This is a genomic window from Demequina aurantiaca (assembly GCF_050598105.1).
GTDB classification, from domain to species: domain Bacteria; phylum Actinomycetota; class Actinomycetes; order Actinomycetales; family Demequinaceae; genus Demequina; species Demequina aurantiaca_A.
The window spans coordinates 379,917-398,508 of record NZ_CP192436.1; the positions used below are offsets into that span (position 1 = coordinate 379,917).

An 18,592-nucleotide genomic window follows, 5' to 3' on the forward strand; every position below is an offset into this window, starting at 1 on the left:
GGCATTTCAGCCGAGGACGTTGCATCAACTATGCGCATTTGTCGAACATCCGGCTACACAAGTGGAGGAGGTTTAGGCGTAGCCGGTAGTCTCTCAGCCCCTCCTAAGACCTTCGTAGGTACTTCCTCCGTTGCGTTCGTGAATACGTACTAGGAGTTGGTGCACGAAAGACTTCTTTCCCAACTTTCAGCCACTTTTCCTCAGGCTGGTATTGGCTAAGAGGAAATTCCTTTCGTCGGCCTACTTCTCGCGCCATGAAGGAACGGAGTGAGTGAAACCAGGAACCGAGTACGCTACTCTTCTCTCCTGGAATGGCCACCTTGGCTTCAGCTGGGAGCACTATCCCTCTTGAGAGCACGGCGAGTCTCTCTACATATTCGTAGTGATATGACTGGTCATCGCATTGCAGGCGAAACCGTTCAAGTTCCTTCTTACTCCAATTTTCGGGCGACAGATCAGACTCATAGGCAAAGATGCTGGTGAAGCACCGGGGACCACTATCCATCGCGCTCCGGGCACTTTGATACCGCGCCCATTCTTGACCCCATGGTCGCAAATTACGTACCGTGCTCAACCCACGGATGGCCTTAGCTGTCTCGCTAGCCGAGAGTGTTGACTTGACCTCAACGACCGCGTAGACGGATTCTGCTGCAACGATCACGGCACCCTCGGAATCTACGAAGATTGGGCGGACTGAATGTTGGTCATAGATGATTACATCCATCTGACTTGTTCTGCTTCCACCTGCGTCTATTATCTCGCCGCACCCTACCCCGAACCGAGTCGGTAACTGCTCTCTCAAAAAGGTGCGCAGGGCAGCCTCGCGTGCCGTGCCCTTCGTGCCCGAATGGTTGAGATTTCTGGACTTCTCGAACGACGCCCACAACATTTCTTGGCTACCGCCAAGAAGATCCCCGACGGTATCGCGGCCATTTAGTTGCTCCGATGTGTTCATTGGAGCAGTATGCACGAAAGTGCAATGCCATGGGCGTGAAACCATGCCGAACTCACATGGCCCTTTGGTTATTGGGTGTGGCTGAATGATCGCCGTCGACCTCAAGCCCAGCGAACTACGGTTTGATAGGGGTATGAGTGAAAACGCCGAGATACGAGCTAAAGGCAGCGGAGCCGAAGTCTATGTGGGAGCCTACGACGCTGAGTTGGCCGAGCTTTGGGTACTACCTGAGGACGTACACGACGACCTTGACCGCTCAACCACACTTGGAATTGGCGTAGATCATAGTCAAATTATCTGGATCAGGCATGGCCCTCTCGTAGCGCCCGAGGCGGAGGTCCGCTTGGCGAATCTCGGGAGCCTCACTCGGGCCATCGCCGCACTTGACCCTGATCTGACTTTGTACGTGGACCTGAGCGCCTCGCCGATCGATGAGGACATGCTGGACACAGATGATCGCTACCATCTCGAATTGCAAGATAGTCGGCTGGTCGCAATCGTGACGCAACGGAGGTCTTCCAAGCCAGTTGAGTCAGCGGACGATTTTGTGAGGTCCTTGTCAGCCATATCCGCAGCATATGGATGCGGTGTTGACGGAGTACGTATCGAGTTAGCTGGCGGGGGTGTGGCTGAGGATTTCGTGCTTTCGTTAGGATCGGAGCCCGTGTCCGAAAAGGTCGAACGTTTTGTGGCCGATCAATTGGCTACGTTGAACTCATCTGCTCACGACATCCACATCACACTCTCGGCTGACCCTCTGAAGGAAGTTTCCGAGTTACTCGATGGGGCGACAGCCGTGGCCGATTTCATGAAATCAACACGCGACGGGCCCTTAGGCGCTGAGGGAATCCTCAACCTCCTGAGAGGCGGGCACCACCATGCTCTCGTCGGAACAACTGAGTCGAGTTTCCTCGAGGCGAAAGCTCAGATGCATCCGATTTGGTTAGGCGGAACACCAGGAGAACGCGCCAAGATAGAACTTGCCCAAGACGTTGCTCGATTTGCGAATGGCGATATAGACGCTGTGATGGTGATCGGATTCAAAGAGACTGTTTCAGCAGGTCGCCACCAGATCGGACAAGTGAGTCCCGTCGCGAATGAGTACCTGGACATTGCGCGAATCAATGAAGTCTTAGATGCTCGCTTGACACCCCCTATTGATGGCCTCGTCATCGAAACCTTTGCGCTTAATGATAGGGAGAGTGTTCTTGCAGTGTTCGTACCAAGGCAACCAGGCGAGATGCAGCCGTACCTCGTCCACGGAGCAATCGCTGGCGAGAAAGTTGAAGGTGCGTTCTTTAGTATCGTGCGGCGACGAGGGGAGGGGTCCATAACGACGTCAGCTGAACAAATCCATGCCTATGTGGTCGCGGGTAGGCGTTACCTACGTGGTGAAAGCTAAGGAACCAAAGGGGAGTCGCCCACCATTGATCCATAGATAACCCGCCGGAGTGCGACGCGTATCAGAGGTCACGATCCCGCCGAGAATGACTGCCGAAAATCATCATTGATCTTGATCACTAGAGCGATCGTCAATCTCAGGGCAACCATGTAAGCGTAGACGTGAGCGCCTTCGTCTTCCGGAGCTGGATGCGAACCGTGAAGGTACTTGTTCCTGAGCTCGGGTCCGTTGCTGAATTGGGACTTGTTGAGGAAGTAGTTGAAATACGCGGACTCGGCGTGGGTCAGCAGAGTACTTTCGCGGGTAACCCAGTTCTTGCCCTCAAACTCGCCGACTTGCGCCTGCGCCTTCGGACTGAGGTAGTGGTGCGTCGCGGCAAGCTTCTCGTGAAGAGAGTGCAAAAGCACAAGCTGGGGGGCGTTCGTGAGGCGAATGTGTTTGCCGTTGTTTTCGAGGACGCGATGTGCGACGAGTGCATCGACCAATGGCTGTTGGTACTCATGGAGTTCCTCGTATTTAACCATTTTCGTCGCGAAGAGTTCGGCAGCGTTTGACGCTCGGAGTTCATCATCGATATAGGTCAAGGCGGATTGATCAGAGAAAAGGGTGTCAAGGATTTCCCGTATGTCGTGGTCTTCGGTCGCATAGACGTACTTCCCTGGAACCAGGCTTGGAATCGATTCAAACGAGACGGGTTCGGACTGTACTGCTAGAAGGTCTCGGTCGATTACTCCGTCTTCCACGAAAAGTTGGAACTGGTTCACGATGCCTTCCATCTCAGTGAACAGGTGTCGTGCTCGGTGGAGGTAGGATGACCCTGCCATGGAGGGCGTATAGGAAAATCCACTTGCGTCGAACTCGTGGACGAGGTATTCATCGAAGAACCAAATGATGACGTCTTCGAGTTCAATGCCGTGCTGCGATAGATAGCGACCGTATGCGTGTAGCTGGAGCATGGAACTACCGTCCTTTACACGGAAGGCCACACCTTTCTTATAGTCTCGCCGTCCTGCCGCTCCTAAAAGCCCCTCGAGCGTGCCGAGTTCCGTTGGATACGAAGGCATGGTCAAGAGAACCTGCGTGTCTGCGTACTCGAACAAGAGCTGGAAGTTGTTAAGAATGCTCGGGTAATCTTGTGTCCCGTCGAGCCACTGGGTGCTATACGTGTGACGGATGACCGCTCCGTCGACATCCGCGGCAGAGGCCTCTACCTGCGTGTCTGAGAAGTGGACTTCGGCTCCGGTTTTGATACCGCTGTGTTCCGCGAAGAGGTCTTCCCTCATCTGGTCGCTTCGCCGCTTGGCCTTGAGCTTTAGCCTCGCGTCTATTCCTGCCTGAGCTGTGGTGTCTGCGCGCGCGACGAGTTCGAGCAAATTCAGGTGGGCATCGGTGTGGTCGATGTAGCGCAAAAGTAGATTTCGGGAGTCTAGTGCAGTGAAACTGGAGGGTAGGTGGACTTCAGTGCCGCGCTCGGCTCGCAGATACTTCTGAACCAGGAGCTCTGCATTACGTGCATCATCCACGATTAGACTTCTAACCTGTGAGTCGTATTCCTTGACTAGCCGCTTGCACGCAAGCATATGGCCGATGTCGATACCAACCTCGGCGAGGGCCTTCAGCATCACTTCCGGCTCGCAACGTTCGTACGCTTTGCTTCTGCCAAGCAAATCTAGGAGATCTGAGTAATAGGTCCGAGGAATCGCGGTAATGATTGCGTGTACACCTGCGCTGTCGACGATCGAGAAGAATCGCGCAACCTTGCCCTCCAAGGCGCGTATTTGGTCCGCTAAGTTTTCCAACTGCGGCAGGAGACCTGCGTCGAGGTATCTCGATACGTTATGCAGTTCGATCGCGTCGACGGCGTTCGTGGGGCTTGTGCTCTTGAATTGTTTGACAAGCTCAGTGACACGCTCCACGTGCCAGTGTGCGGCAAGGTCGCCTGCACCGTAGAACTTGACCCTCTTGTGTTCCTCGATTTCGACGCTCATAAGATGATCCCACCACCCAGGTCGGTCGTGGCGCAAATTTGCTTGCAACAAGAGTCGCGGGACTGCCATGGAACTCCGCGTTTACTCCGCACATTCAGCGGAAGACAACGAAAGCGGTCCAGCACCTCGGCCCAGGGAAATCCCTGATAAATGGCCTCTTAGCGTCTAGTGGTGCAAGCCATCGAAAACCCCTGAAAGTCCCTAAGTTGTAATGAAAAGGTCGTGAGTTCGATTCTCACAGGCGGCTCCACCAGAACGGCCCGGTCAACAGACCGGGCCGTTCTTGCGTTCTGGCGGACGATGCTGGCTCACGCAGTGCGCTAGGGCACCCGCGAACGTGGCGACCGAGCTGCGAGCTTCGTGGCAGTCCCCTTCTTCAGGCGGGTGCCGTGTCATCGTTCCCCCCTGTTGGCGCAAAAGAGGAGGGCCACCCGCAGGCAGCCCCCCTCTCAACTGACTAGTTGCGCTTGCGTGCAACCAGTGCGGTGGTTCCACCGATTGCCATCAGGGAGAGCGCGAGTGCGCCCATCTGCAGGCTTTCAGTCCCGGTCTCAGACAGGGCCGCCGCCCCGGCACCGGTCGCGGTCTCGGTCTCAGTGGTACCCGCGGCGGAAAGCGCACCGCCAGAGAGAACAACCGTGACGTCTTCCACCTCTACAGTGCACTCCTCGTCGGTCATCATCGCCGACGTGTCGTAGGTGTAGAACCCATCGCCGGCAACCCAACCTGCGGCGGGCGCACCGTCGAGGACGTAGCCATCGGTGAGAGTGGCGACCATCGAGAGGCTGTCTTCGCTCTCCCGGGTGTACGTCACTCCGTCGGTGTTGGCGGGCAAGGTGGCGGAGTCGTCCTCAGTCCCGCAGACATCCACGATCACCGGCAACGCCAAGGTAGTGACGATGGGGCACGGAACGTCGGTCATCATCGCCGACGTGTCGTAGGTGTAGAACCCATCGCCGGCAACCCAACCTGCGGCGGGCGCACCGTCGAGGACGTAGCCATCGGTGAGAGTGGCGACCATCGAGAGACTGTCTTCGCTCTCCCGGGTGTACGTCACTCCGTCGGTGTTGGCGGGCAAGGTGGCGGAGTCGTCCTCAGTCCCGCAGACATCCACGATCACCGGCAACGCCAAGGTAGTGACGATGGGGCACGGAACGTCGGTCGTCAAACCGGCAGTCGCGAACGTGAAGGTTCCGTCGTCGTTGGCTGCCCAACCCTCGGGCGTCTCCTCAACGAAGTGCCCACCAGTGATGGTGGCTACGATGTCGCCGGCAACCACGCTGTACGTGACACCTTCCGAGTCGTCAGCGGGGATAACAGAGTCGCCGTCAATCCCGCACTCATTGATGGAAGTAGGCGCCGTGAGTCCTACCGGCTTGTCGGAACGGCAGTCGGGGTTGGTGTCCGGGTCGAGCTTAGGCTCCACCACATAGTGCTTGCTAGTGGGCGCGTTGGTGATGGCGTATCCCTCATCGGCGGTGGCCGTAAGGGTGTTGCCGCTCCAGGACCACGTCACGCCCGTGGGGGTGGTGGGAGTGGTGGGGAGTGCGCCGGGAGCTTCGCAGGTAGCCGGAATGGGGTCCGGGAGCGTGACCGCCACGCCCTCGACGACGGGAGGCTTGCCGATGCAAACCGGCTCCTGACCGCCTTCACCGAAGTGCTCTTTGAAGTCCGCTATCTGCACCCAGGTGACGCAGAACTCGCCAGTGAGGCCAAACGCCGACCAGGGTAGGAAGGACTCGCCAATCCACGTGCCCGACGGCTGGTTGTTCTGCGACTCGAAGTGGATGCTCTTGTCGCCCGCAGTGGTCTTGATGTTGACGTGTCCATTGTCGGGGAACGACGTGCCAGCCGGGAGCGTGATGCCCGAAGCGGTAACGGTGTATGGCGTGGGGTCGTCACTGCCACCAGCTGCCTCAGCGGGGACAGCAGCGAAGGCCACCATTCCAGCCGTAAGCACAGCGACTGCAAGTGCCGCTACCTTCTTCTTGACGTTCAAGTCGCTCTCCTCAGCTGTTTCATGACGGTCTTCCTTCCAAGACGCGGCGTGCTGTCGTTTATGACAGCGCACGAAAGCCGCTAGGCGTCACGTTAGGGCCCCCACCCAAACGGATAACGGCGTCCAAAACATCGCGTAAACGGAAGTGACCAAAAGATACTGAAGTGACGCATGCGACCAAAGGGAACTGAAATATCGGCGCGACAATTTCTCCTTTTTGTCCCTTTGCCTGCATCTACGAGGGGATATGCCGGGCGGGCACAAACCTCGCATAACGGACACGAATTGTCCTAAGTGCGGGCTCGTTGCGCGGGCCGCACGCCGCTCGGAGGGGAAGCGCTCGAGGTCAGAATTTCCCCGGGCATTGGGGTTTCCGAGGCTAGACCAGTGGCTCGGGACCCAAGCGCGTGGCTAGTTGGTCGCCGATGGAGGCGCCGGCGGCGGTGCCGAAGCCGAGGGGGTCGCTGCCGCGGAGGCTGACGGCACGGGAACGTGAGTCGAGGTGACCGGCGTGACCGTCAAGGTCACTGAAACCTGCTCGCCCAGAGACTCGAACAGGGACTGCTGAAGAGTGTCCACCGACGGCGTGTCGCCGGAGCCGATCAGGGACACGGTGACCTCGTTGCCGGTGATAGCCACGCTTTGGACGAGCATCTTGGAGTCGTCGCCCATCCAGTCCGTGACCGCTGTCTGAGCGTTGCGTTGCTGGGCGGCTGTCGTCACGATGCCCTGCGAGGCAAACATCAGCGGGTAGAGGATGATGGCCGCGAGTGCGACGAAAGGCACCACGGTGATGATGATCTTGGTGGGGTTGTCCTTGAGGACGCGTGGGCGCGCGAAGCCCGCCAGGATGAAGACCAGGGCGGCGACGATGACGATCGCGACAAAGTTAGTGAGGAACAACAGGAAGGCGCCACCGGCGTCTGAGAAGTTCCCAGCGCGAAGCGTGACGCCGACGACGGCCAGCGGCGGGACCAACGCGACGGCGATGGCGACGCCCGCGATGCTCGCCGAGACCCGCGGGTTGACGGTTGCGAATGCGCCCGCGGCGCCCGCGGCGATGGCGATCAGCATGTCCAGCAGGTTGGGGTTGACGCGCGACGTGATCTGGTAATTGGTATCGAGCGCGGTGGTCATGGGCGTCCACGCCGCGAATGCGTAGGACACCAGGATGGAGACGGACACGCCTCCCACCACCATCAGCGCCGACTGCAGCGCCCTCCGGGTCCAGCCATTCACCAGGGCGCCCGCAAGCCCAAGGATGGGCACCATCAGGGGTGCGACGAGCATCGCGCCGATGACGACCGCTGTCGAGTCAGAGAGCACCGCGAAGGTGGCGATGGCCACCGACAGCACGAGCATGACCCACCACGACGCGAACTTGTCGAACTTCGCAGGGTGCTCAAAATACAGGGTGGCGGCGAGTTCCTTGCGACGCCTCTTGCCGATGTTGGACTCACGGATCCAGTCCCAGAGCACCTCGGGCAGTGACGCGACCTGAGGGTCAACCCGTGACGAGCCCTTCTCCTCTCGCCGTAGGCCCCAGGCCACCAGAATGAAGCCGAGCACGATTGCAGATACGGCGGCACCCGCGATGAGGCTGGTGGTTGTCGACGCGGGAGCCAAGTAGGCGAGGGCGCCAACGCAGATCGCGGTGATTCCGCCGGTGATCCGGACGGCGCGGAGCTCGACGTCCTGACGCCTAACTGCGTGCACGACGACGATGGTGCCGCGCACCATCACGTAGACGCCCGCCATGGCGACCACGACGGCGAGGCGTAGTTCACCGTTCTCGCCAAGCCAGTGCGGGCCAAGCAGCAGCACCACCATGAACATCGCCGTCGCGACCCCGCGTAGCAACGCCAGGCGACGGGTGCGCGGCGTTCTGAACCCGCGACGACCCGCGACGGCGTAGGCAATGTCCGATGCGGCCGACAGCCCGAGTGCCACGATGAGCACGATTTGCAGCAGGTCGGATGATACTCGGGGCAGCAGCATCACCAGGATTCCCGCGATGACGGCGATAGCTCCGCGCAACGAGGCGGGGTTGCTTATCCCGCGCACAGCGAACTCGAGATGGCTCCCGAAGCCTTCGCGCACTGTTACTACTTTGCCTGCCTCAGCCATGCACGTCGCTCCCAATTCCCCTGGATATGGTGCCAATTGTAGTCGCGCGCTCAGTGGGCATTCCTGGGCGGGTGGCGATCGATCTAGTGCGCGCACCCTCTGCGGACGGCGACGCGACGATCGGCGTCCACGTTACTGAAGACCGCGAGGTACCCCCAACACAGACGAATGCCCGCCCTCTGAGGAGGCGGGCATTCGTTGTAGTTCGTCCGGTGCGGGAGGGCTACCCGGCGAACGTTGCTACGGCCGTTACCGCTACTGCGGAAGGTGCCTCGGCAAGTGGAGCGGCACCAAGGACGACCGTGACATCCTCAACCGGAGGCTCGCCCAGGACACCGGTCGAGCTGCAGGCTACGTCGGTGGGATCAGCGGGCGCCGACTCGGGGCTGTCATCCACGGCGGCGCAGTCGTCGACCTCTACGGGAGGTTCCGGAGTGAGGGCGCAGTCGCCGCCATAGACAAAGAACCACTTCTGAATGAGGTTCCGGTCGCTCACTTGGCCGTTTGAGTAAGTGAGGGCCCCATTTCCTCCATCGACTAGAGCGTCGATCTCGGCCTGACTTCCCCGGTACTTGTCTGCTTGGTACCAAGTCCCGCACTGCCCGGTGAACTCCTTGACGGCTGCTTGCGTCATGACCAAAGGCTCAGTCTGGGGGAAGGGAGCGGAGGTGTTGCACTTGCTCCAGCCGTTGCTGGTGCCGTCGCCGCTAGCGTTGTCGAACCCGATATTCGGCGATCCGGTGCATCCCGATTCCGGCAGCGTCCACACGACCCACGCGGTGTTGCTGCACGGTGAGGCTTCTTCCTTGGTGAGCTTGCGGACATCCGTGCGGTGCGTGGTCTCAGAGTTCTTCCTGTCGAGCACCCACTCTCCGCTGTCGGCCTCCTGCATGTAGGGCGTGACCGTGGTCGTGATCTTCGCCTCCACCGTCATCGACTCGCATTGGTTGTCCCCAAGCAGGCCAAACTCCTCAACCTTGGGCGGCCGTGGTTCGGAGCCTTCTCTGCCGTCGCCGTTTGTTGCGTAGGACGGGCCGGCGATCGTCACGGTCAATGCGAGCGCTAGAGCCAGCGCCGCACCTCTCTTTAGGTTCCTCAGCTGTTTCATGATGGTCTTCCTCCCAAGACTCGGCACGCGACCTTCATTGGCCGCGCATGAGTGCCGTAAGGCAAACGCTATGGCTCGCGCCGAAGGTGACGCCGTTGTTCGAATCACAGCATGAACACAAGGGGCGCAGGGATGCTCTTGTGACCAGTGTGACAAGAGGGGTTGCGCGGTGCGGCTATCCGTCAGGGCACAAACAAATGCCCGCCCTCTGAGGAGGCGGGCATTCGTTTGTGTTCGCTCGTGAGGGAGAGCTATCCGGCGAACGTTGCTACGGCAACTACCGCTACAGCGGAAGGTGCTTCAGCAAGCGGGGGGGCACCAAGCACCACCGTCACATCGGTGGGCGTCTCGACCGGAGGTTCACCTAGAACTTCGGTTGACCCGCATGATTCGTTGGTGAGTGCGGCAAGCTGCAACTCCGCATTGTTCTCTCCTAGATCCATCCATCCATCCGTGAGGCTCCAGACTGTGTTCTCCGCGGTGAGGCTAGCGAAGAGGAAGTCGTGGTCGTCGTGCGAGTTGAAGATGTACGCGACACCTTCGGTGGTGGGCAGGGTGCGACTGTCGTTGACCGTGCCACAGACATCGACCACAGTCGGTGCTACCGGGGTGACCGCCGTCGGGCAGGCGTCCTCGTTGACATCGAAGCTGAACCACTTGACGTAGTCGTCCTTGGCTGAGTGGTTAACCAGGATGTGCATGGTGTGGTCAACCGATACCTTGATGCGTAGCTGACCGTTAGGTGCGATCCACGCTTCGTAGGTGACTCCCTCGGTGTTCGCCGGAAGCGGGTAGTCCTCGACCATGAACGCGCACTCCGCGCTCGGTGCGGGTACTGAGACCGTGACGCAGTCTCGAGTGTCCAGGTCGAAGTCCGCGCCGGCGCCGACGGTGACCGTGTAGTACTTGATGTTGTTGTTCTTTGCCGAGCCGGTGCCGTCAGTGAACACGTAGCCCTCTGCAGGAACGGCCGTCACGCGGATGTCGCCGGACGGCGCCACCTTCTGCGAGTAGACAACTCCCTCTGTCTCAGGAAGCACCGCGCGGTCGTCCTCAACTCCACATTCGTCGACGATGACGGGCGGAACGGGAGCCGAGCAGAGCAGGCTGTCAACATCAGTCCACGCGTAGGCCTTGGTGGTGTTGCCGTTGTCGAACACGTAGCCAGCGGTGGCGGTGGCGGTGACGCCCACCTTGCCGTTGAGCGCGATGTTGTCCTGAACGGCACCCCACGTGACTTCGTCAGTGTTGGCCGGAACCGTTACTACCCAGTTGTTCAGACCACAGGGATCGACAAACGCGGGGCGGGGTGGGGTCGGAACCACGCAGCGCTCGTTGGAGTCGGTGTGGAAGTCGGCAAGCATCAACATCGCATTGCCGTTGTCGGCGACCGTCCAACCCTCGGGCATGTCACCCCAGACGTTCGCCTCGGGGTCCATGATGTGAGCAACCACGTAGTCGTCGGTGAGGGAGTACTCGATGCCCGGCGTGACGGGAAGCGTGATGATGTCGTTGTTGTCGACGCCACACACTTCTACCACTGTGGGTGCTGCCGGCATGACCTCGGAAGTGCAGTCCGGACCCTCAAGGTAGAACCACTTCTTGACCAGCTTGGAGTCTTCGACCTTGCCGTTCTTGTAGGTCAGCATGCCGTCGGCGAGGACGGCATCAATCGCTGCCTGGGTTCCCTTGTAGAGGTCGGCTTGGTACCAAGTCCCGCACGCCGGGACGAAGCTCTTGAGCTGCGCCTCGGTCATTACCTGGGGGTTGGTCTGGGGGAACGTGTTGCCAGCGGTGTTGCAGTTCTTCCAGCCCTTGGAGTTGCTCGCGTTCGCGAAGCCCATGTTGAGCTTGGAAGCGTCGACGCAGCCGGCCTCGGGAAGAGTCCAAAGGACCCATTCGGAGACGACCTTCGGCGGGCACTGGGCCAGCTCTTCCTCGGTCAGCGGGCGGGTTTCGTAAGTGACCTCGGTCGAGGAGTTCTTGGTGTCGAGCACCCATGACTCCTTGTGCTTGCTCCACTTGTAAGGAGTAGTCGTGGTCGTCGTCTTCACGTCGACGGTCTCCGAGTTGCACTCGAAATCGCCGATCATGCTGTCGGTCTCCACGAGGTCGGCGGGGGCTTCGGGCTGGCAGGCCTCGTCCGTGAACTCGATCTTGAACTTCAACTTGCCGTTGGCGTTCTTCCAACCGCTGTGCGAGTCGCCCCACACGGTGTTATCGGCAGTGATCTCCGCGTACACGTAGCCGCCGTCGGAGTAGTACTTGATGCTGTCGGTGTCGGCGGGGCGGGTGTAGCTGTCGTCTTCCGTGCCGCACATGTCCACGATGACCGGGTTCGAGGGGTTCACTACAGTCTTGGGCGCTTCGGGGACGTTGCACCCGTTTTTGAGAATCGCCTGACCGGTGGAGTCGCCGATTGCGCCGAGGTTCTTCCCTGGGAAATCTCCGAAGGCGGGAATGATGTCGCCATCATGGTTGCCGTGTCCGTTCCAGTCGACTTCGGTTTCGTTGTCGATAGATGACCACGAAACCTTATTGGACGTATATGGGTTCGACTTCGAGGAGGTCGCGTGACAGATGGCGACCTTGTGGACTTCGGGCTTATCTTTCTTTGCCGTCGTGACGGGTTGGGCTGCTTCTTGTCCGTCGCCTTCGCTGGCTGCGTTGACCGCATACGTTGGGCCGGCGAAAGTCACCGTCAACGCGAGCGCAAGTGCGAGCGCCCATCCCTTTTTGAAATTCCTCAGCTTTGTCATGATGGTCTTCCTCCCAAGACGCGGCACGCTGTCGTCGGTGACTGCGCACGAATGCCGTTAGCCGCCACGCTAGATCCAGCGGTGAGTCGGCCCCAGTTGCCCAAATTGCCTCATGAACAGAAGTGACGCAAAGATACTGGAGTGACCAATGTGACAAAACATATTTGTTGTCGTGGTGTGTCGTTTCGCGGCCTTTGTCGCCGGGGGTGTAAATACGAGGGGCTTTACTGAAGTCCTCAAGATTTCCGCAAAACGGACACCGCCCCACGCCACGGCTATGTCAGGTGGCGACTCGAAGCGGGTCTCCCGTTGCGAGTGCGCGGTTGACCGCGTGCCAGAATGAACGGGTGAATTCAATCGAGCGCCGTGCCGACGTCGTCGCGGAGCTGGCGGCAGTCGTCGACGGCGAAGTCGAAGCGGGAACGAGGCGCCGCGCCGAGTACTCGACCGATGCGTCGAACTACCGCATCGTCCCCGAAGTGGTGGTGTACCCGCGCGACGCGGACGACCTGGTTGCGACCCTCGCCACTGCGCGCGCGGTAGGTGTGCCCTTGACGATGCGGGGCGGCGGCACCTCGACGGCCGGCAACAGCATCGGCCCCGGAGTGGTCGTCGACACCTCGCGGCACATGAATCGCATCCTCAGCGTCGACCTTGATGCCAAGACCGCGCGCGTCCAACCTGGGGTCATCCTGACCGACCTGCAGAAGCGCGTCGGCCCCGCAGGGCTGCGGTTTGGGCCCGATCCGAGCACGTCGTCGCGCGCCACACTCGGCGGCATGATCGGCAACAACGCCTGCGGCCCGCACGCCGTCGCGTACGGCAAGACGTCCGAGAACGTGTCCTCGCTGAATGTGGTGGACGGCGCCGGCCGTCGCTACGAGGCCGCGGACTCGCTCGCGGTCCTGCCGGGCCTGGACGAGCTAGTCTCGACGCACCTCGCGATGATTCGCACCGAGTTTGGCCGCTTCTTTCGCCAGGTCAGCGGCTACTCGCTCGAACACCTGCTGCCCGAGAACGGGCACTCCCTCGCGCGCTTCCTCGTGGGAACCGAGGGCACCCTTGCCACCACGCTCGAGGCGACCGTCAAGTTGGTGGACGTCGCGCCCGCGCGCCTCATGGCGGCGTTCGGCTACGACAACATGCCCGCAGCGGCCGATGCGGTGATGCCCATCCTCGCTCACTCGCCCGATGCGGTGGAGGGCTTGGATGCGCGTCTGATCCAAAAGGTGCGTCGCGCCCACGGCGCCGGCTCGATCCCCGAACTCCCCGCTGGCGCGGGCTGGCTTTTCATCGAGATCGGTGCGGCGACAGCCGCGGAGGCCGAGGCTCGCATGGCGGCCCTCGCCGCTGACGCGGGCACCCGCAGCGTGCGCATCGTCCGGGATCCCCTCGAGGCGGCAAGGCTATGGGCGATTCGTGCCGACGGCGCCGGCCTCGCCGGGCGCACCGAGGCCAACAAGGAGGCCTGGCCCGGCTGGGAAGATGCGGCCGTGCCGCCCGAGCGGCTCGGCGAGTACCTGCGGGGGCTCGACGAGTTGATGGCGCGCCACGGGGTCACGGGCGAGCCGTTCGGCCACTTTGGTGACGGCTGTATCCACGTCCGAATCGACATCCCGATGCGGGAAGACGGGCGGCCGTTGCGTGCATTTATGGAGGACGGTGCGGCACTAGTGACCAGCCTGGGCGGCTCGCTATCCGGCGAGCATGGCGACGGCAGGGCCCGCAGCGAACTGCTGAAGGTGATGTACTCCGCCGACGCGATTGACGCCTTCGGCCAGGTCAAGGCACTCTTCGACCCGGCCGGTAATTTGAACCCCGGGGTCATCGTCAATCCCGCCGCGTTGGACGCGGACCTCCGCAGGCCGGCGGCCAAGAAGACCACGCCATCGGCCGGGGGGCTCGCCTTCGCCCACGACAACGGCGACCTGACCGAGGCCGTGCACCGCTGCACGGGCGTGGGCAAGTGTCGCTCGGACGCAGTGACGACAAGCACCGGCTTCATGTGCCCCAGCTTTGCCGCGACCGGGGATGAGAAGGATGTCACCCGCGGCCGCGCTCGAGTGTTGCAGGAGGCGATCAACGGCACGCTCGTGGGCGGCCTGAAGGCGCCGGAAGTGCGCGAGAGCCTCGACCTCTGCCTAAGTTGCAAGGCGTGCTCGAGCGATTGCCCAAGCGGCGTCGACATGGCCGCGTACAAGACAGAGATTCTTCACCGCACGTACAAGGGAAAGGTGCGTCCGGTCGCGCACTACTCAGTCGGTTGGCTCCCGCGCTGGCTCAAGGTCGCCGGCGTCGCGCCGCGCATTGCGAATGCGCTTACTCGGCCGCGCTGGATCCAACGTGCCCTGGTCGGCGCCGCGGGCCTGGACACGCGCCGTACGTTGCCGGTATTCGCGGAGCAGCCGTTCCGTCGCAGTGGCGTGGCGACTTCCCGAAAGCCGACCTCGTCCGCCGCGGAGGCGGGCAGGGCTGCCGTCGACCCTCGCGCGCCCGGCGCGGCTCTGGGCGTCGGGGCAGCGGAGTCGTCGCGGCGGGTCGTCCTATGGGCGGACTCGTTCACAGATGGACTCGACCCGCAGGTACCGACCGCCATCGTCGCCGTACTCGAGGATGCCGGCTTCGAGGTCATCGTGTCGGCGGGGGACGCGTGCTGCGGCGTCACGTGGATATCGACGGGGCAGCTGGACGGCGCGCGCAAGCGCCTGAACGGGCTCCTCGAGGTGCTGGGGCCCTACGCCGTCAACGGCATCCCGATCATTGGCGTCGAGCCTTCCTGCATGGGTGTGCTGCGCGGCGACCTCACGGAGCTGCTCCCGGACGATCCTCGCGCGCACGCGGTGGCGAACGGCACCTACTCGCTCGCGGAGGTGCTCACCGGCCGCGCGCCCGTCAAGCCGCGGGAGGGATGGCAGCCGCCTCGCCTCGACGATGTCACCGCAGTTGTTCAGCCGCACTGTCACCAATATTCCGTCATGGGCTACACCGCGGACCGCGACCTGCTGGCCCGCGCTGGCGCGAGCGTCAAGGAGGCGTCCGGCTGCTGCGGTCTGGCGGGAAACTGGGGGGCCGAGCGCGGCCACTACGACACGTCGATGAAGGTGGCGCACAATTCGCTGGTGCCGGCGCTGGAGGCTGCGCCCGCCGGTTCGATCTACCTCGCGGACGGTGTCTCGTGCCGCACCCAGGGTGTGGACGCCGCGGGGGTCCAGGGGCGTCACCTAGCGCAACTGTTGGCGGAACGGATGTGACGAGTTCCCAGCCCACCGACCGCGCCGAGCCGACTGGACGCTCGCGGCGATGGTGGCTGTTGGCGCTCGGCGCCGTGGTCGCAGTGATCGCAGCGGCCCTGATGGGCGTCGCGGTTGCCACGCTGTTCGGCGGCTCCGGTGGGCGTGAGGTGGAGCCGAGCCCGGAACCAAGCGCGCGGGCGCTCAGCCCCGATGGGTTCGCTCGGGAGTTGTTCGATCTCACTAACGCGGAGCGCGAGGGCCAAGGCGTCGCGCCACTCGAGTGGAGCGACTGCGTCGCGGCGGCGGCAGCGCCCCGGGCACTGGTCGCGGCCAACGCAGCGACCCTCGGGCATGAGGTGCTGGTCGCCTCGTGCCACCTCGCGGCGACGGCGGGGGAGAACCTGTCTCGTTCAGACCGCGCGCCAGCACAGGTCGTGGAGGCATGGATGGGCAGCGCCGGCCACAGGGCGAACCTCGTCAACGAGGAGTTCCTGATCGCGGGCGTCGTGTGTGTGCGGGTGGCGGACACCACGGAGTTGGCGTGCGCGCAGCTCTTCGAGGGGGACTAGCGCTCCGCTCGCACCCAGCCGTCGAGCGAGGCGATCGCGTCCTTGATGATCCGGTACGTCTCGTCGTACTGAACCTGGCTACCCCGGTAGGGGTCGGGTACGTCCGCGACGCGCATCGTCGCGAGCTCGGGACGGTAACGGCCGATGGCCGCTGGGATGTGGGCGAGCCGCTCACGTGGCGAGGCGCCGTCGAGCCTGGCCCCGGCGCGGGCGGCGTGAGCGAGCTCGTCCAGCAGGAAGGTGCGGTGGACGGCGGTCGGGGATTGCTGGACGATGTGGGCGCGGTGCTCGGCCGCCATCGCGATGATGATGTCCGCATCGTCAATGAGCTCGGAGTTGAGTTGTCGCGCGGCATGGTCGCGCGACGCGAGCACCACGGCATCGGCGTCGAGGTGCGTGAGCATCTGGGGCGGGACGCCCACCCCCACCAACGCGTGGGTGCCCGCACTCGTCGCGGTCAAGAGGTCCCCGAGGTAGCCTTGCAGCAGCAGCGCACTGGCGGGGGAACGGCAGATATTGCCGGTACACACGGACAAGATCGTTGCCACAGGTCGCCCTCCGAGTCGCTGAGAAACCATGGCGGGCTGAACTGTTGTCTTCTATCAAGTTCGCTCTTGGTACGCAGGATGGGAGCCCCCACAGCCAATGACAACGTATCAGCCTCCTGGGTCGCGATCCGGCTTCGGGTGGAAGCGAGCGGTGAGCTGGGCGGCGTTCGCCGTCGTCGCGTCCGCACTGGTGCTCGCCGTGTTGTTTGCCTGGGATGGCTGGAAGTTGAACTCCGCCGCCTCCGAACTCAAGGCCCATGCCGCCGGCGCGCAGGACGCGCTGACGTCCGGTGACGCTGAGGGGCTGGCCGCGGAGGTCGCCGACCTTCAACGCGCATCGGACTCCTTCGCGTCGCACACCGACGGACCCCAATGGTGGGTGGCCAGCCGGCTGCCCTGGGTGAGTTCGCAGGCAGTCCCGCTTCAGCAGGCGGGCGCCGCCGTGCGCGACGTGGCGCAAGGAGCGCTGAAGCCACTAGCGGAACTGGGAGGCCTCGGCGCGCTCGAGGCCCCCGCGATCCAGGATGGTCGCATCGACCCCTATGTTTTGGAGCCGTACAGGCTGGCGTTGGCGCAGGCGTCGGGGGTGCTGGCCCAGGAGCGTGAGACTCTGCACGGCGTCTCGTTGGAGGGTGCGGTCTCCCAGGTCCGCGACCCCTTCCTGAAACTCACCGCTGACCTGGACCGTCTGGGAGAGACCATTCAGGATGCCCACGTCGCCGCGGAGGTGCTGCCGTCGATGCTCGGCGCCGAGGGGCCGCAAACCTACATCGTTATGGTGCAAAATAGCGCCGAGCCGAGGGCAACGGGCGGCATCGCGGGAGCAGTGCTGGAGATCAAGGCCGACGACGGGCGCCTGGCATTCGAGCGCTACTCCACGGCCGACGCCATGACCGATAGGGATCAGGACGTTGCTGCCCTCACCGATGATGAGCTACGGATCTTCACCTCGCGCATGGCGCATTTCCCTCAGGACGTTAACTTCACCCCGGAATTCCCCAGGTCAGCCGAGCTGATGTCCGCGTTCTGGGAAAGGCAGTACGGCCAGATTCCCGATGCGGTGGTGTCGGTTGACCCGGTGGCGCTCGGCTACATGCTGGAGGACATGCCGGCCACGGACGTGGATGGCATCACGATCACGGGTGCGAATCTCGCCGACGTGATGTTGCGGGACTCGTACCTGCTGTTCCCCCAGCCAGCGGATCAGGACGAGTTCTTCGCCCATGCGTCGGAGGTGCTCTTTGGGCAGCTGCTCGGTGGACCGAGCGCGGTGACCGGGGTGGAGCGCGCGGTTCAGGAAGGGCGGTTCCTGGTGTGGTCGCCCGGCGCTCACCAGGACTTACTGGAAACCACCAGCGTCTCGGGTGACTTCATCGCCCAAACGGACGCGCTTGGAGTATTCGTCAATGACGGGTCCGGCTCCAAGATTGGGTACTACGTTGACCGGAGCACCGAGGTGGTCGATCACGTCTGCGGCGACGGCAGCCTGCGCGCCCAGACAGTGACCATGACGCTGACGCACTCGTACGCCGGGGACGTGGCCGACCTGCCGTGGTACGTCTCGGGCGGCGGCATATATGTGCCGGAGGGTGAATTCCAGGCGAATGTGCTCGTTTATCCCCCCGCGGGGTTGGGCCTAGTTGAGTTCTTGAAGGACGGTAAGCAGGACCTTATGAACCCGGAGAGTCATGACGGCAGGCCCGTCATCACCTCTCGGGTGGCACTTCTACCTGGTGAATCGGCCGTCTTAACGTTTGAGCTCGAGGCGACAGAGCCGGATTTGGTCATAGGGGAAGCTGTCGGGACCCCGGGCCCGAGCGCCGATGCCATCGTCCGTTCCCGCGTCACTTTCGACGGTGTCTGCTAGCCTGACATTGCTTCCCAATCATTTAGCCTATCCGCTC

At 62.4% G+C, this 18,592-nt stretch carries 11 protein-coding genes; 4 read left to right on the top strand and 7 right to left on the bottom strand.

Features of this window, described 5'->3' with window-relative positions:
- Nucleotides 1-103: 103 nt before the first annotated feature.
- On the bottom strand, nt 104-1,000 hold the full coding sequence (locus ACQU6B_RS01720) for a DUF6602 domain-containing protein (RefSeq protein ID WP_430868320.1): 897 nt from the start codon (nt 998-1,000) through the stop codon (nt 104-106).
- Between the two features lie 40 nt (nt 1,001-1,040).
- Here ACQU6B_RS01720 and ACQU6B_RS01725 point away from each other — a divergent pair, with 40 nt between their 5' ends.
- Nucleotides 1,041-2,357, top strand: coding sequence for a hypothetical protein (locus tag ACQU6B_RS01725; RefSeq protein WP_430868321.1), 1,317 nt, complete (start codon nt 1,041-1,043; stop codon nt 2,355-2,357).
- Between the two features lie 68 nt (nt 2,358-2,425).
- On the opposite strand, the gene ACQU6B_RS01730 is transcribed toward ACQU6B_RS01725, so the two are convergent.
- From ACQU6B_RS01730 to ACQU6B_RS01750, 5 genes are all read right to left on the bottom strand, one after another.
- Nucleotides 2,426-4,345 (bottom strand): hypothetical protein, encoded by a 1,920-nt coding sequence (locus ACQU6B_RS01730; protein WP_430868322.1) that lies wholly within the window; start codon nt 4,343-4,345, stop codon nt 2,426-2,428.
- Nucleotides 4,346-4,802: 457 nt separating this feature from the next.
- Nucleotides 4,803-6,344 carry a hypothetical protein gene (locus ACQU6B_RS01735; protein ID WP_430868323.1) on the bottom strand — a complete coding sequence of 514 codons (1,542 nt, stop codon included), beginning with the start codon at nt 6,342-6,344 and terminating at the stop codon, nt 4,803-4,805.
- Nucleotides 6,345-6,755: 411 nt separating this feature from the next.
- Nucleotides 6,756-8,471 carry a DUF389 domain-containing protein gene (locus ACQU6B_RS01740; protein ID WP_430868324.1) on the bottom strand — a complete coding sequence of 572 codons (1,716 nt, stop codon included), beginning with the start codon at nt 8,469-8,471 and terminating at the stop codon, nt 6,756-6,758.
- A 223-nt stretch (nt 8,472-8,694) separates the two neighbouring features.
- The gene (locus ACQU6B_RS01745) at nt 8,695-9,579 is read right to left on the bottom strand and encodes a hypothetical protein (RefSeq protein ID WP_430868325.1); all 885 of its coding nucleotides are present in this window, start codon (nt 9,577-9,579) and stop codon (nt 8,695-8,697) included.
- 251 nt (nt 9,580-9,830) lie between these two features.
- Nucleotides 9,831-12,338, bottom strand: coding sequence for a hypothetical protein (locus ACQU6B_RS01750; protein ID WP_430868326.1), 2,508 nt, complete (start codon nt 12,336-12,338; stop codon nt 9,831-9,833).
- A gap of 347 nt (nt 12,339-12,685) precedes the next feature.
- Between ACQU6B_RS01750 and ACQU6B_RS01755 the strand changes: the two genes are divergently transcribed.
- Nucleotides 12,686-15,589 carry an FAD-binding and (Fe-S)-binding domain-containing protein gene (locus tag ACQU6B_RS01755; RefSeq protein ID WP_430868327.1) on the top strand — a complete coding sequence of 968 codons (2,904 nt, stop codon included), beginning with the start codon at nt 12,686-12,688 and terminating at the stop codon, nt 15,587-15,589.
- Nucleotides 15,586-16,140 carry a CAP domain-containing protein gene (locus tag ACQU6B_RS01760; protein ID WP_430868328.1) on the top strand — a complete coding sequence of 185 codons (555 nt, stop codon included), beginning with the start codon at nt 15,586-15,588 and terminating at the stop codon, nt 16,138-16,140. Before ACQU6B_RS01755 ends, ACQU6B_RS01760 begins: the two co-directional genes overlap by 4 nt.
- Here ACQU6B_RS01760 and ACQU6B_RS01765 read toward each other — a convergent pair.
- The gene (locus tag ACQU6B_RS01765; protein WP_430868329.1) at nt 16,137-16,688 is read right to left on the bottom strand and encodes a low molecular weight phosphatase family protein; all 552 of its coding nucleotides are present in this window, start codon (nt 16,686-16,688) and stop codon (nt 16,137-16,139) included. The two genes, ACQU6B_RS01760 and ACQU6B_RS01765, sit on opposite strands and share 4 nt — an antisense overlap.
- Before the next feature lie 97 nt (nt 16,689-16,785).
- Here ACQU6B_RS01765 and ACQU6B_RS01770 point away from each other — a divergent pair, with 97 nt between their 5' ends.
- Nucleotides 16,786-18,555 (top strand): DUF4012 domain-containing protein, encoded by a 1,770-nt coding sequence (locus ACQU6B_RS01770; protein WP_430868330.1) that lies wholly within the window; start codon nt 16,786-16,788, stop codon nt 18,553-18,555.
- Nucleotides 18,556-18,592 lie beyond the last annotated feature (37 nt).